Below are 14502 nucleotides of genomic sequence, written 5' to 3'. Positions count from 1 at the left end.
TTCATGGACGTCAATCAGCTCTACGAGATGCTGAAAAAGGTGCAGGAGCCGAAGGGCTACCACTTCAACGCGGACATGGACATGACCATGCCTCTGCTGGAGAGCCTGCTTATCAACAAGGAACGGTTCGGCTACATGGCCTGTCCGTGCAGGTTGGCCAACGGCGACTACGAGGCCGACAAGGACATCATCTGTCCCTGCGTTTACCGCGAGGAGGATGTCAAAGAGTACGGCGCTTGTTACTGCGCCTTGTACGTCAGCAAGGAGTTCAACGAAGGGACCGGCGAAAAGCAGGTGGTCCCCGAGCGCAGGCCTCCCGAGAAGATTCTCTTCTGATTTTGGAGAGCGCACGCACGCAACGAAAAAAGGCCCGCTAAAAAGCGGGCCTTTTTATTGGGGAACTATCCCTTTAACTCCTTGAAGAGGGAAATCAGTCGTTGAAAGCCGCTTCGCGGCAATAGTCGGGTGATTTCGCCTCTGGCGGGCAAGGGCTCGCACCCTTGCATCCCCTGTAAGCGCCTTCGGCGCGGTTTTTTTCTCCGCGGTGTTCTACCGTGAAAGCGGGGAGTTGGCTGTGTAAGCGTATGTAATTATTGGTCGCTTGAGCCGTCCTGTTTGGCGGCTTCGGCCATTTCGTCCTTGAAGAGCTTGTAGTTGATGGCGTCGACCACGGCCTGCCAGGAGGCCTCGATTATGTTGTGGGACACGCCCATTGTGGTCCAGCGGTCGGTGGCGTCGCCGGTCTCGACCAGAACGCGGACAAAGGAGGCCGTGCCTCCGGTGTCGCGCACAGCGCCGGACAGAACGCGGACCTTGAAGTCGAGCAGGCGAATGTCCCTGAGCTGCGGGTAGAACCGTTCCAGCCCTTTGCGCAGGGCCTGGTCCAAGGCGTTGACCGGACCCATGCCGGTGGCCGCGGTGTGTTCCTGTTGACCCTTGACGTCCACGATGACCGTGGCTTCGGACATGGGTTCGGCATCTTCCTCGCGCTTGGCGTCCACCACGAAGAAGTGGCGGAAGTGGAAGTAGTTGAGCGGTTTGCCCAGCGCTTCTCGAAGCATGAGTTCGAAGGAGGCGTCGGCCACGGAGTATTCGTAGCCCATGCTTTCCTTGGCCTTGAGCTCCTTGAGCAGGCGATCCAGGGTTGGGTCGCCTTTTGCCAGTTCGTAGCCCAGTTCGCGCGCCTTGAACAGGATGTTGGACTTGCCCGCCTGATCGGAGAGGAGGACCCGCCGTTCATTGCCCACGGTCTCGGGCTCGATGTGCTCGTAGGTGCGGGAATCCTTGAGAATTGCGCTGACGTGGATGCCGCCCTTGTGGGCGAATGCGGATGAGCCCACGAAAGGCTGGCGCATGAACGGACGCAGGTTGCCGATCTCGCTCACGAAGTGGGAAACGGACAGGAGCCGGGAAAGGTTTTCCCGGCCGATGACGTCGAAGCCCATCTTGAGTTCGAGATTGGGGATGACCGAGCAGAGGTTGGCGTTACCGCAGCGTTCGCCGTAGCCGTTGATGGTCCCCTGGACCTGGGTCGCTCCGAGGCGGACCGCCTCCAGGGAGTTGGCCACGGCCAGTTCGGAGTCGTTGTGCGCATGTATGCCGAGGCTGGCTTCGGGCAGACGCTTGCGGACGGCCGCGACGGCCTCCCCGACCTCGCTGGTCAGGGAGCCGCCGTTGGTGTCGCACAGGATGATTCGGTCGGCCCCGGCCTCGAATGCCGCGGTCAAGGCCTGCATGGCGTATTCCGGGTTGCGTTTGAACCCGTCGAAGAAGTGCTCCGCGTCGAAGAACACTTCGTCCACTCGCGCCTTGAGAAAAGCCACGGAGTTGGCGATGAGTTCGAGATTGCGCTCAAGCGGGATGCCCAGGGCGGTGGTGGCGTGAAGATCCCAGGTCTTGCCGAAGATGGTGACCACCGGCGTCTCGGCTTCGAGCAGTCCGGTCAGGTTCGGGTCCTTTTCGGGCGTGGTCTTGGCGAGATGCGTGGACCCGAAGGCCGCGAGCTTGGCGTTCTTGAACCTGTATGATTTTATTTCGTCGAAGAATCTCCTGTCCGTGGGATTGGAACCGGGCCAGCCGCCTTCAATGTAGTGAATCCCCAGGTCGTCCAGCTTTTGCGCGATGCGGACTTTGTCCTGGGTTGTCAGATTCAGTTCCTCGGCTTGGGCCCCGTCCCTTAACGTAGTGTCATATATCGTGATGTTTTGCATCGGCTACTCGATGTGTTTGCCTTCCTCCAAGTTGAAGGCTTTATGGAGTGTGCGTACGGCCAGTTCGGTGTACTTGTCGTCGATCAGGCATGTGACCTTGATCTCGGAGGTGCTGATCATCAGGATGTTCACGTTCTCATCGGCAAGCGCCCGGAAGGCCTTGGAGGCCACGCCGGAATGGTTACGCATGCCGACGCCGATAATCGACACCTTGGCGACGTTCAGGTTGCTGGTTAGCTCTTCGTAGCCGATTTCATATTTTAGCTTTTCCAGGGTCTTGATGGTCTGTTTCACGTCTGCGCGCGGCACGGTGAAGGTCATGTCGGTCAGGCCGTCCTTGGACGGGTTCTGGACGATCATGTCCACGAGAATCTTTTTGTCCGCCAGGGGGGAGAAAATTTGGGCGGACACGCCCGGGGTGTCCTTGACGTGTATCAGCGTGATGCGGGCCTGATCCTTGTCGTATGCGATTCCCGAGACGAGAACGGATTCCATGGTTTCATCCTCCTGAGTGACTACGGTGCCCGGCTCGTCGGAAAAAGTGGAGCGGACGTGAACGGTTACATTGTATTTCTTGGCGAATTCGACGCTGCGGATCTGGAGCACCTTGGCACCCATGCTGGCCATTTCGAGCATCTCGTCGTAGGCGATTCGGTCGATCTTGCGGGCGTCGGAGCAGAGGTTCGGGTCCGTGGTGAACACGCCCGGAACGTCGGTGTAAATTTCGCAGACATCGGCTTTGAGAGCGGCGGCCAGGGCAACGGCGGAAGTATCGGAACCGCCTCGTCCCAAGGTGGTGATGCGGTTGTTTTCGTCGCATCCCTGGAAGCCGGCAACCACGAGGATGTCGTAATCCTGGAGCATGACCAGGAGCCTTTCCTTGTCGATGGCGGTAATGCGGGCCTTGCCGTAGCAGCCGTCGGTTTTGACCGGCGCCTGGAAGCCCAGCACTGAGCGGCATTTGACGCCCTGCTGTTTGAGAAGCATGGCGAAGAGGGTGCAGGAGACCTGCTCGCCGGTGGCGACCAGGGCGTCCGTTTCGGCGGGGTCGGGATTTTCCGACCATTCGTTGGCAAGGCTCAGCAGGCGGTTGGTCTCACCGGACATGGCGGACAGAACCACGATGACCTTGTTGCCCTCTCGGTAGGGACGCAGAACCTTCTGCATGACCTGGCGTTGACATTCCAGGTTGCGGACAGAGGTGCCTCCGAACTTTTGTACGACGATGTTCATTTTTCGATACTGCTTTCTCTTGATACGGTTTTCATCAGGGCCGCAAGGCGTCGACGACGTCCCGCGCCGTTTTTCCCATGGCACGCAGAACGAGGCTTCGTCCAGTGTCCGACGGGGTCCACTCCAGGAAAAGGGCCTCGGAGGGCCACATTTCCTCAGGCAGGAACTGTATCCACTCCACTATGGTGATCGTCTCCGGGTCTTCGAAGGAATCGAACAGGGCGTCGTCCGGGGACATTCCCTCAAGCCGGTAGAGATCGAAGTGGGCAACGCCGGGCGTTGTCGGATACAGGTTGCAGATGTTGAAGCTCGGGCTTGAGACCTCCGCTGATTCCGCGCCGGGCAGGGATTCCACGAAACCCCTTACCAACGTGGTTTTGCCCGATCCGAGGTCGCCTTGCAAGAGCAAAGCCGGTGGGGTGTCCATTCCGGACAGCAGGGACGCCAGCCGTCGGCCCAGGGCCACGGTGGCGTCGCTGTCGGGAAGATGCAGTTTCAGGCTCACGCGCTGTTCCGCTCCCTAATCCGTGAGAAGGGTTTTGAGGACGTCTTCCTTGCCGACCACGCCCTTCAGTTTGCCGTTTTCGACGACGGGCAGCGTGTAGAGCTTTTCGTTGGCCATCATGGTGGCCACGTCCTCGATGGACGTATCCGGATGGACGAAGGTCGGGGCCGGGGTCATGGCGTCGCCTACCTTGAGAGCGGCGACCTTGGTCATCTCGCGTTCCAGTTCATCGTGGGAGGACAGGGGAAAGACTCCGTCCAGCAGGGTGAAGAAGGAGGGCAGGGTGACTTTTTTCTGCTGGGCCACCAGATCGGACTGGCAGAGCACGCCCACGACTTCGTCGCCTTCCATGACCGGCGCGCCGTTGATCTTCTTTTCGAGCAGGGTCCTGGCCGCGACGGTGATGTCGGTTTCCGGGGTGAAGGTGATGCATTCGGTGGTCATGATGTCTTTGGCTGTCAGCATGTTTCAAGCTCCTTGGTGAAGGATGCCGCCGCGTTGGGCAGCATGTTGGCGATTTCGGACGCGAGATTGCCGCGTGCGGGAAATTCATGTTTGAGGGCGCGGCCCGCGAGGCCATGCCAGAAGACACCCGCGCAGGCCGCGTGCAGGGGCGGAAGTCCCCCGGCGAGCAGGGCGCCGATGACGCCGGACAGGACGTCGCCGGAGCCGCCCACGGAAAGATTGGGCTCGGCAAAGGGCGAGACGCAGGCCATGCCCCGGTCGGCGACCAGCGTGCCCGCGCCCTTGAGAACCAGGGTGGCGTCGCATTCGGCGAGGAAACGGTCGGCGGCTTCGAGCCGGTCGGACTGGACTTCGGAAGTTTCCAGACCGAGAAGCCGGGCCATTTCTCCCGGATGGGGCGTCAGTACGCTCGTTTCGGGTAGCGCCTTGAGGTGCTCGGGAAAAGCTGCCAGGGCGAAGAGCGCGTCCGCGTCCACGACCATGGGGGCGTCGCACGAAGCCGTCAGGTCCAGGGCTAAGGCCATCGCGTCCGGCTCCCGGCCCAGTCCCGGGCCGATGACCACGGCGTCGAAGCGGTGCAGTTCGGTCTTGACGGCATCGGCCATGTCCCTCGTCCAGGCGACGTCCCGGCCCAGGGGCAGGGTCATGATGTCGGGCGAGCCGCCCTTGACGGCATCGGCCAGCCCGGCCGGGCAGGCAACTGTCGCCAGTCCGGCCCCGCTGCGCAGGGCTGCCAGCGCGGCCAGATGCGGTGCGCCGGTCAATCCGAAGCTGCCGCCGACCACAAGGACATGCCCGGCTTTGCCCTTGTGCATGTCCCGGACGGGAGCGGGCAGGGTCTCCATGATGCGGCCCGTGATGAGATGATGCCTGACCGGGTTGTCCTCCTGGACCTTCAGGGGAATGCCGATGGGGCAGACGTGCAGCGCGCCGGTGAAGGGCGCGGCCTCGGGCATGACCAGCCCGAGCTTGGGCGACTGGAATGTGGCTGTGGCGTCGGCCCGCACCGCGTCGGGCTGGGGGCGGCCGGTGAGCCCGTTCAGCCCGGAAGGGATGTCCACGGACAGGACGAAGGCCCGTTGGCCCAGGCGGTTGATGGCCCGCACAATGCCCAGGACGTCCTCCCGAAGCGTTCCCTGGAAGCCGGTGCCCAGCAGGCCGTCCACGATGATGTCGGGTTGGGGCAGGGCGTCGAGGTCGGTTCCGGAAAGATGGATGAGCGGGATGCCCAGCTTTTGTGCCCAGCGGAGGTTGGTCCGGGTTTCGCCCCGGTACCCTTTCTTGGGACGTGTGTGAAAGACGGTGACTTCCGCGCCGAGGTCGAGGAGATGGCGGGCCGCGGCAAAGGCGTCGCCGCCGTTGTTGCCGGACCCGGCGAAGCAGTGGACCACGGCTCCGTCCACCGCGCCGTGCTCTTCAAGCAGAACGTTGACGGCTTCGCGGCTGGCGGATTCCATGAGGGTGATGCCGGGAATGCCGATGGTGTGGGTGGTTTCCCTGTCCCATACGGTCATTTCGGCCGGGGTCGGAAGAGGCAGCAGCATGAACTCTCCTGAACTGGGGTTTCCCTATCCTTCCAATATCACGACGGCGGCGGCGGTGTCACGGGAGTGGGTCAGGGACACGTGCGCTCCGGTTACGCCGAGGCGTTCGCATACGGCCTTTCCCTCTCCAAGGAATCGGATTTCGGGCTTGCCGCTTTCGAGGTGGAGGATTTCCACGCATTTGAAATGAACTCCCCCGGCGAATCCCGTGCCGAGCGCCTTGACCGCCGCTTCCTTACCCGCGAACAGCGCAGCCAGTCTGGGCGCGGGGTTCTTCGCGGGGAGCTGGGCCAGTTCGCGTTCGGTCAGAATCCTGGCGGCGAACCTGCGGCCGTACCGGTCCCAGAGATTCCGGATGCGGTCCAGCTCCGCCAGGTCGAGGCCGGTTCCCTTTATCATCGCCCGCTAGTCCGTGAAGGTCCTGACGAGTTCGGCCATGTCCCGGACGGCGCGGTCCAGGCCCACATAGATGGCCCGGGCCATGATGGAGTGGCCGATGGAATATTCGCTGATTCCGGAAACATTCTTGAAACTCAGAATGTTGCGGTAGTTCAGTCCGTGGCCGAGGTTGACTTTGAGCCCCACGCCTTTAGCCAGGGTGATACTCTTGAGAATTTTGTCCAGCTCCACACCGCGCTGCCTGTATTCCTTGGCGTCGGAGTAGTGCCCGGTGTGGATTTCGATGAACTCCGCGCCGGTGGCCACGGCCGCCTCGATCTGCTTGGGATCGGCGTCGATAAACAGGCTGGCGCGTATGCCCTTTTCATGGATGGGGGCCAGAAAGTCCCGGAGTTCCGTTTCGCGGCCGATGCAGTTCAGGCCGCCTTCGGTGGTCAGCTCCTTTCTCTTTTCCGGCACCAGGCAGACCATTTCTGGTTCGATGTCCAGGGCGATGCCCTGCATCTCTTTGGTGGCGGCCATTTCCAGGTGCAGCCGGGTGTTGCAGGTCTCCTTTATCAGTCTGACGTCTCGATCCTGAATGTGGCGGCGGTCTTCGCGCAGGTGGACGATGATGCCCGTGGCCCCGGCCTGTTCGGCCATGTAGGCGGCAGTCACGGGTTCGGGTTCGATGCCCATTCTGGCCTGGCGCAGGGTGGCCACATGATCGACGTTGACAACGAGTACCGGCATTGATTTATCCTCCAGGTGCGTAATTGCGTTATATCCTCTTTGAGTAAGATACATGAGGCTGAATGGCAATAGCCGCGGCATTCAGGTGACGTTTTGCATTCGTGTTGACGTGTTTGGGCATAAGCGGTATCCGCTTGGCCTGAAAATGAATGGAAATTTAATCGGGAGCAATTCCTTATGAACGTGTGCATTGTTGGCACCGGGTACGTGGGACTAGTGTCCGCGGCCTGTTTTGCCGAAATGGGAAACAATATTTTCTGCGTGGACGTCAATCCCAAGGTTGTGGAAACTCTGGAGAGCGGCAAGGTCCATATCTATGAGCCCGGCCTTGAGGATCTGGTCAGGCGCAACACCAAGCAGGGCCGTCTGCATTTCACCACCGACCTGGGCGAGGGAATGAAGGATGCCGAAGTGGTCTTCATCACCGTCGGCACTCCCTGCGGCGATGACGGCTCCTGCGATCTGCGTTACGTTGACGCCGTGGCCGCCGAGATCGGCCAGAAGATGACTTCTCCGAAGATCGTGGTGGACAAGTCCACCGTGCCCGTCGGCACCGCCGACCGGGTGCGCGGGATCATCGCGGCCGAACTCGAAAAGCGGGGGGAGTCCATTCATTTTGACGTGGTGTCCAACCCCGAGTTCCTTAAGGAAGGCGACGCGGTCAACGATTTCATGAAGCCGGACCGGGTGATCGTGGGTACCGGCGACGAGAAATCGGCCAAGACCATCAAGGCCTTGTACGCGCCTTTCGCCCGCAGCCGCGAGAAGCTCATCGTCATGGGTGTGCGCTCAGCCGAGATGACCAAGTACGCGGCCAACTGCATGTTGGCCACAAAGATATCTTTCATTAATGAAGTGGCCAACATCTGCGAACGGGTGGGGGCGGATGTCTCGGAGGTCCGCGCGGGCATCGGTTCCGACTCCCGCATCGGCTATTCCTTTATCTACCCCGGCGTGGGGTATGGCGGGTCCTGCTTTCCCAAGGACGTGAAAGCGCTCATCGGCACGGCCGCCGAGCACGGCTACGACGCCAAGCTCATTCGCTCCGTGGACGAGGTCAACAACGCCCAGAAGCGGGTGCTGGCCGAGAAGATAAAAGCCTACTTCGAGCCGCAGGGCGGCGTGGCGGGGCGGACTCTCGCCCTTTGGGGCATTGCCTTCAAGGCCAATACCGACGACATCCGCGAGGCTTCGTCCGTCGAGGTCATCAAGGACCTGACCGCGCTCGGCATGAAGGTCAAGGCCTTCGACCCCGTCGCCAACGACCGCGCCCGTGCGGAGGTCGGCCATATCGAGAATCTCGAAATACTGGACGACCAGTACGCCGTGCTGGAAGGTGCGGACGCCTTGGCAGTGGTTACGGATTGGAACCAGTTCCGCAACCCGGATTTCGACCTCATCAAGAAATCCCTGACCGCGCCGCTGATTTTCGACGGCCGCAACCTGTACCTGCCCGAGCGTATGGGCAAGGCAGGGTTCGCCTACTTCTCCATCGGCCGTACACCCGTGAAATAGGGCGTTCCGGCAAGTCGACAAAAAAACTCCCCGTCTCCAAAGAGGCGGGGAGTTTTTTTGTAGGCTTGTCGGGAAATCAGATGCCCTTGAAGCAGGTCCGGTATTGCAGTTCCTGCAATATAACCCGTTCGTATTCGGGGTTGTACTCAAGGTCGGTTTGCTCGGCCTGGTCCAACATACGGGCAAGTTGTTGGGTTTCTTCCCAGAAATCGAGGAGTTCGTCGTCAGCCAGGCTTTTTACCTGGGCCTCCAGTGTGTCGTGGTCACGAAAATTGGCGTACTGACCCATGCGGTATGGCCTATCCTCTTTTCAAAAGGTGTGAAAAATCAAATATATAGAATCCAAGTGCGACTTACGTTAGCCCTTTATTCGGAGACCGTCAACCTCGCATCGGTGAAGCGTGGAGAGAAAAAAGACAACAGAGTCTTTTCATTGGCGAAAAAATGAAGGACGCGATGACGGTGCGGTCTGGCGGGAACTGACGGGTTCTTTCCAACGATTTCGAACGGCTGGATATTCTCGTTGACAAAAAAGGGTATGGTTGACAGATTCGAAACCTGTATTGAGGTGTACGCCGCCGGGAGATTTCCGGGGCGTTTTTGAACGAAATCGGCCATCCAGGACGGGGAAGCCATGAGAACGGAAGTCGAAGGCATCATCGACGTCGATGAGGACGAGGTCGATCAGGAATTGACCCAACTGGTGACTTTCAGCATCGGCGACGAGGAATTCGGGGTCAACATCCTTCAGGTCCAGGAGATCATCCGGACCATGGAGATCACCAATGTCCCCCGGGCGCCGGAGTTTGTCGAGGGCGTCATCAACCTGCGCGGCAAGGTCATTCCCATCGTGGACATGCGCCGCCGCTTCGGGCTCAAGTCCAAGGAGCACGACAAGTACACCCGAATCATCGTCATCGAGATCGACATGATTATCGTCGGTTTTGTTGTGGATTCCGTGTCCGAGGTCCTGCGCATTCCGGCCAGTTCGGTTCAGCCGCCGCCGCCCGTGGTGGCCGGCATGGACGCCGATTACATAGACGGCGTGGGCAAGCTGGACGATCGGCTCCTCATCCTGCTCGACCTGGATTCGCTCCTCGACAACGAGGAAAAGGAAGCCTTGGGCACCGTCTAGGCCGGATAGATTCTTGATGACAAGCCGTCCCGCTCCCGCTAGGGGAAGAGGCGGCTTTTCTATTTGACGGCCAAAGGCCGACAAACCTTTTTCGCAGCGAATTCATGCCAGCCATATATCCTAAGGACATAGCCGACTTCATGGCGGGAACCGGAGATTCGGTCCGCGTCTTCAAAAGCGGGCCAGGCTCTCAGGCCCTGCTTGCGGGCTCCCTGCTGGCGGCCGGTACCGATGTGGTCCTGGTTGTGCCCGGCGTGGCCGAGTTCCGTGAGATGCGGGCTCTTCTGAACCTGCTCTCACGCGGGCAGCGGACCGGACCCGAACAGCCCGCCTGGGAGCGGGAGTGGGTCTTCCTGCCGCCGTATCATTCGCGCAACCCGGAATCCCAGGGATGGAGCGAGCGGTGGGCCGCCCTGTTCGGCCTGGTGTACCGGGACGGTCCGCGCGGCGTGCTTATGACCGCCGACAACCTTCTGCCGCATTGGCCCGACGAGACGGTTCTGCGGGAAAATTGGGCCACCCTCGCCAAGGGTGAGGAGATGTCCCCGGACATCCTTCTCGAACAACTGGTCTCATGGGGTTACGTCCGGCGCAAGCTGGTGTCCGATCCCGGCGACATGGCCATGCGCGGCGATATCCTGGATATCCACGCGCCCGGCTACGAGCTGCCTGTCCGGCTGGAATTCTTCGGCGACGTGCTTGAGGAAATCCGGTTGTTCGACCCGGCCAGCCAACGATCCCGGATGGACCTTGACGAGGCCGTCCTCCTGCCCGTGGCCCCGTGCATCACCACCGGGGACAGGACTTTCCGCGCTCGCGACAAATGGGAAAAGCTGCGCAAGACCGGCGAGATTTCCGCGGCCCAGGAGCAGGCTCTGTCCGAGCGGCTGGACCGTGACGACGGGTTTATCTGGCCCGGTCTTTTCTACGATTCGCCGGTGGGGCTTGAAGCCTATCTGCCCCGGGATGCGGCCTGGCTGCTTTCTTCGGGCGGGACCCTGCGCGCGCGGCTTGAGGATCGCGAGCAGGCGTGGCGTGATTTCCTGAAGGACGAGGAGCATGACAAGGGCATCAGCCTGCCGCGCCGGTTCGTCGTCCGTTCCCATGACGTGAGCCGCAAGGCGTGGAGCGCCGCCCGCCAGATCGTCTTTGAGGAGCTGACCATCGGAAGGGAGAAGGTCGGCATTGAGCTGCCCGAGACGCCGTACAGCGATTTCTCGGATATCTTTTGGCGTCCCGAGGCGTCGCGGCGGCCGTGGGCGGCCCTCATGGGCGGTCTCAAGGAGTGGCAGGCCGCCGGTGAGACGACCATTCTGAGTTTCCGTACCGAGCGGTCCAGGACCAAGTTCCTAAATCTTGCCGTGCAGGAGAACCTGTCCATCGGCCTGGAGTACGCCCCGGACCGGCAGGGGCTTTTCGCCCTGGTTTCGCCGCTGCGCAAGGGCATGGAAATCGGCTGGAACCGGACCCGCATTCTGGGCGAGGAGGTCATCCAGCCCCAGGCCGCCAGGGTGCATGTCGGACGGGACAAGGCGTTCAAGGGACTGGAGCGGTACGACGACCTGTCCGAAGGCGATCTGCTCGTCCATCGGGATTACGGGTTGTCCCAGTTCGGCGGGCTGCATCATATGTCTCTCGGCGAAGGGGCAAACGACTATCTGCTTCTGTATTTTTCCGGCGAGGACAAGCTCTATCTTCCCGTGGACCGGCTTAATCTGGTCCAGCGCTTCAAGGGGCCGGAGGGAGCCAAGCAGCCCTCGCTCGACAAGCTCGGCGGCAGCCGGTGGGCGAAGACCACTTCGAAGGTGCGGAAGGCGATCGAGAAGATCGCCCACGAACTCGTGGAGATGTACGCCTTCCGCCGGGTTGCCAAGGGGTTCGGCTATGGTCCCTTGGATGAAATGTACGCCGAGTTCGAGGCTACTTTCGGTTTCGAAGAGACCCCGGACCAGGAAAAGGCCGTCAACGACGTGTTTCGGGACATGGAGAAACCCGAGCCCATGGACCGGCTGGTTTGCGGCGACGTGGGCTTCGGCAAGACCGAGGTGGCCCTGCGCGCCGCTTTCCGCGCGGCCCAGGAAGGCCGTCAGACGGCGTTGCTGTGCCCGACCACGGTTCTGGCCGAGCAGCATTATCAGACGTTCACCAAGCGCGTGGAGGGATTCCCCGTGCGCGTGGGGCTGCTCAGCCGGTTCGTCACTGCCAAGCGGCAGAAGACCGTGCTCGAAGCCGCGGCCCGGGGAGAAATAGATATTCTCATCGGCACGCACCGCATTCTGTCCAAGGACGTCGAATTGCCCAATCTCGGACTGCTCATTCTCGACGAAGAGCAGCGGTTCGGGGTCAAGCACAAGGAAAAGCTCAAGCATTTCAGGCAGAATATAGACGTTCTTACGCTGACGGCCACGCCCATTCCGAGGACCCTGCAATTGTCGCTTTCCGGCATCCGCGGGCTGTCCGTCATCGAGACTCCGCCCGTTGACCGCAAACCCGTGGAAACGGGCATCACTGAGCGCGACGAACTGGAGCTCAAGGCGGTGCTGCGCCGGGAATTGGACCGGGGCGGCCAGGTGTACTGGGTGTACAACCGGGTCAACGGCCTGGAACGGGTGGCCGAATTCGTTCGCGGCCTGGTCCCGGACGCCAAGGTCGGTATGGCCCACGGCCGGATGAGCGAGAAGGCGCTGGAAGAATCCATGCGCGACTTCTGGCACGGCGAGCTGGATGTGCTTGTTTGCACCGCCATCGTCGAGTCCGGGCTGGACTTCCCCAACGCCAACACCCTGATTGTCGACCAGGCGCAGCTTTTCGGCCTGGGACAGCTCTACCAGCTTAGGGGAAGGGTGGGGCGAAGCGAGCGGCAGGCCTATGCGTATTTCGTGGTCCCTTCCATCAAGGATATTTCCGAAATCGTGCGCAAACGCTTGCGCATCATTCTGGACATGGATTATCTGGGGGCAGGATTCAAGGTGGCCATGGAGGACTTGCGCCTTCGCGGCGCAGGCAATATCCTGGGCGAGGCCCAGTCCGGGCAGATAGCCAAGATCGGTCTCGATCTCTTTCTCGAAATGCTTGAGGAGGAGGTCGCGCGTCTACGCGGCGAGGAGCACGCCAGGGCTTCGGACCCGGAGCTCAATTTCGTGTTCGAGGCGCATATCCCCGGCGGGTATATCCCGGATTCGCGGGAGCGGCTTCGTTACTACAGGGGTCTTTCCTCGGCCGTGTCGGATATGGAACTGCGTGAATACGAAGCCGAGATTCGCGACCGCTTCGGGCCGATGCCCGAAGAGCTGGACGCTTTCTTCGGCGTACTGCGGCTCAAGCGGACTCTGTCCCGATTGCAGGCCGCAAGGGCGGAGCTGTATCCTGGCCGGGCGGTCATTACCTGGAAGGACAACGCCATCGCGGTCAATCCCGAGAAGCTTATCCGTTGGGTCGGCGAGCGGGGAGAGACGGCCAGGCTCATTCCTCCGGCCAAGTTGGAAATCCGATATGAAGACGCGCGCTCCATGCGGGAGGCGCTGGAAAACGCCGCAGCGGACCTGGAGGGCATCCTTGATGCCGAAACCGTACCGCCGAACGGCGGATAACGAGTGAAAATGAGACGTCATACAGCAGCCATACTGTTTCTCTTCGCGGCCCTGCTGGCCGGTTGCGCAGGCGACGCGGACGACATGGGCATCGTGGCCCGCGTCAACGGCGCGCCCATCTACCTGACCCAGCTCGAATTTCAGCACGATCAGTTCCAGGAGGACAACGTCGGGGCCTATGTGCCCAGCGTTGCGAAGCTGCGCAACGAATACGGCGAAATCCTTTCCGATCTCATTGTTCAGGAACTGGTGGTCCAGGAACTGGCCGGCCGTGATCTGGCCGTGACCGACGAGGAGTTGCGCGAGGCCGAGGAGACGGTGCGCGCGGATTACCCCGAGGGCGCCTTCGAGCAGGTCCTTGTCGAGGAGTATATCGACCTCAAGTCCTGGCGGAGGCAGTTGCGCTACTATCTCGCGCAGAAAAAGTTCTTCCAGCAGGTCCTTCGGCCGCAGATCAAGATCGACTACAAGGAAGCCGAGAAATACTACCGCGATCACATCTCCGATTTCTATCTGCCGGAAAGCCTGCGCATCCTTGTGGTTCGCGGTCCGAGCCGGGAGCTTGTGGTCAAGGCCGTCGAAAAATATCTCAAGGACCATGACCAGATGAATCTGGCCACGTCCTTCGGCGAAGTTGAGACCAGGGAAGTCATGGTTCGCGAAGGGCGGTTGTCCGCTCCGTGGCGAAACGCGCTTGCCGGGCTCAAGGCGGGGCAGGCGAGCGACGTGCTTACCGACCGTTTCGGCTTCGAGGCGCTGGTTCTGCTTGAGCGCAGCGAGGCCAAAGTTTTGCCTCCGGCCCAGGCCTATCCGCTGGTTGAGGAGGCCCTGCTCGAGAAGAAATTGCAGAACGCCTTCGAAGAATGGCTTTCCGGCGTTCTCGCCAAGGCGGACATCAAGGTCAGCGGGCATCTTCTGGAATCGGCCATGCAGCCTGAGGATAGCGGGAGTGAAGCTCCGGAATCCGCCGTCATGGAGCCGGAAGCCCCGGAGGATCAGGAGATCGAACAAACCATGCCGCAGGACGGCATGACCGATCAGGAACCGGCCGACGAAACCATCCCCATGGATCAGGTCGGCACGGATACGGGCATCTGAGCCCGTTCATTGCATAGTCCGCACAAAGCGACTAGGATTCGACAACAATCCGCGGGAGACGGACGATTCTCCCCGC

Annotated in this window: 13 protein-coding genes; 5 read left to right on the top strand and 8 right to left on the bottom strand. The window is 61.0% G+C overall.

Translation table 11 applies throughout. The features are described 5' to 3' along the window. Positions 1–3 precede the first annotated feature (3 nt). Entirely contained in the window at positions 4–336 is a 333-nt protein-coding gene (locus PSN43_RS06425; protein ID WP_272699898.1) for a ferredoxin-thioredoxin reductase catalytic domain-containing protein, read from the top strand. A 254-nt stretch (positions 337–590) separates the two neighbouring features. Here the strand turns inward: PSN43_RS06425 and cimA are convergent, their stop codons facing one another. Genes cimA through PSN43_RS06390 form a run of 7 tightly spaced genes read right to left on the bottom strand, consistent with a single transcriptional unit; the run spans position 591 to position 7088 of the window. Beyond that, positions 591–2210 carry a citramalate synthase gene (gene cimA / locus PSN43_RS06420; protein WP_272699897.1) on the bottom strand — a complete coding sequence of 540 codons (1620 nt, stop codon included), beginning with the start codon at positions 2208–2210 and terminating at the stop codon, positions 591–593. 3 nt (positions 2211–2213) lie between these two features. After that, complete coding sequence (locus PSN43_RS06415) at positions 2214–3443, bottom strand: aspartate kinase (protein WP_272699896.1); 1230 nt, start codon at positions 3441–3443, stop codon at positions 2214–2216. A 34-nt stretch (positions 3444–3477) separates the two neighbouring features. Then, positions 3478–3948 (bottom strand): tRNA (adenosine(37)-N6)-threonylcarbamoyltransferase complex ATPase subunit type 1 TsaE, encoded by a 471-nt coding sequence (tsaE, locus tag PSN43_RS06410; protein ID WP_442874865.1) that lies wholly within the window; start codon positions 3946–3948, stop codon positions 3478–3480. Between the two features lie 15 nt (positions 3949–3963). Beyond that, positions 3964–4413, bottom strand: a complete 450-nt coding sequence (locus PSN43_RS06405; protein ID WP_272699895.1) for a CBS domain-containing protein — start codon at positions 4411–4413, stop codon at positions 3964–3966. Then, positions 4407–5957, bottom strand: a complete 1551-nt coding sequence (locus PSN43_RS06400; RefSeq protein WP_272699894.1) for an NAD(P)H-hydrate dehydratase — start codon at positions 5955–5957, stop codon at positions 4407–4409. The genes PSN43_RS06405 and PSN43_RS06400 overlap by 7 nt, the downstream gene beginning before the upstream one ends. A 24-nt stretch (positions 5958–5981) precedes the next feature. Continuing rightward, positions 5982–6356, bottom strand: a complete 375-nt coding sequence (locus tag PSN43_RS06395; protein ID WP_272699893.1) for a holo-[acyl-carrier-protein] synthase — start codon at positions 6354–6356, stop codon at positions 5982–5984. Positions 6357–6362: 6 nt separating this feature from the next. Then, entirely contained in the window at positions 6363–7088 is a 726-nt protein-coding gene (locus PSN43_RS06390) for a pyridoxine 5'-phosphate synthase (RefSeq protein ID WP_272699892.1), read from the bottom strand. 177 nt (positions 7089–7265) lie between these two features. Here PSN43_RS06390 and PSN43_RS06385 point away from each other — a divergent pair, with 177 nt between their 5' ends. Further along, positions 7266–8603: a UDP-glucose dehydrogenase family protein gene (locus PSN43_RS06385; RefSeq protein ID WP_272699891.1), complete on the top strand. Its 1338-nt coding sequence runs from the start codon at positions 7266–7268 to the stop codon at positions 8601–8603. A 76-nt stretch (positions 8604–8679) separates the two neighbouring features. Here the strand turns inward: PSN43_RS06385 and PSN43_RS06380 are convergent, their stop codons facing one another. Further along, a complete protein-coding gene (locus tag PSN43_RS06380; RefSeq protein ID WP_272699890.1) occupies positions 8680–8892 on the bottom strand; it encodes a hypothetical protein in 213 nt (70 codons plus the stop codon). Between the two features lie 345 nt (positions 8893–9237). Between PSN43_RS06380 and PSN43_RS06375 the strand changes: the two genes are divergently transcribed. The 3 genes from PSN43_RS06375 to PSN43_RS06365 all read left to right on the top strand — a co-directional run bounded on the left by PSN43_RS06375 (position 9238) and on the right by PSN43_RS06365 (position 14426). Next, entirely contained in the window at positions 9238–9738 is a 501-nt protein-coding gene (locus PSN43_RS06375; protein ID WP_272699889.1) for a chemotaxis protein CheW, read from the top strand. A 104-nt stretch (positions 9739–9842) separates the two neighbouring features. Next, entirely contained in the window at positions 9843–13328 is a 3486-nt protein-coding gene (mfd, locus tag PSN43_RS06370) for a transcription-repair coupling factor (RefSeq protein ID WP_272699888.1), read from the top strand. 9 nt (positions 13329–13337) lie between these two features. Next, complete coding sequence (locus tag PSN43_RS06365; protein ID WP_272699887.1) at positions 13338–14426, top strand: peptidylprolyl isomerase; 1089 nt, start codon at positions 13338–13340, stop codon at positions 14424–14426. Positions 14427–14502 lie beyond the last annotated feature (76 nt).

The sequence above is a fragment of the Desulfovibrio sp. Fe33 genome (assembly GCF_028532725.1).
Taxonomy (GTDB): domain Bacteria; phylum Desulfobacterota; class Desulfovibrionia; order Desulfovibrionales; family Desulfovibrionaceae; genus Pseudodesulfovibrio.
The sequence above is the reverse complement of the archived record's forward strand: the minus strand, read 5'-3'. Positions and strand labels throughout refer to the sequence as shown.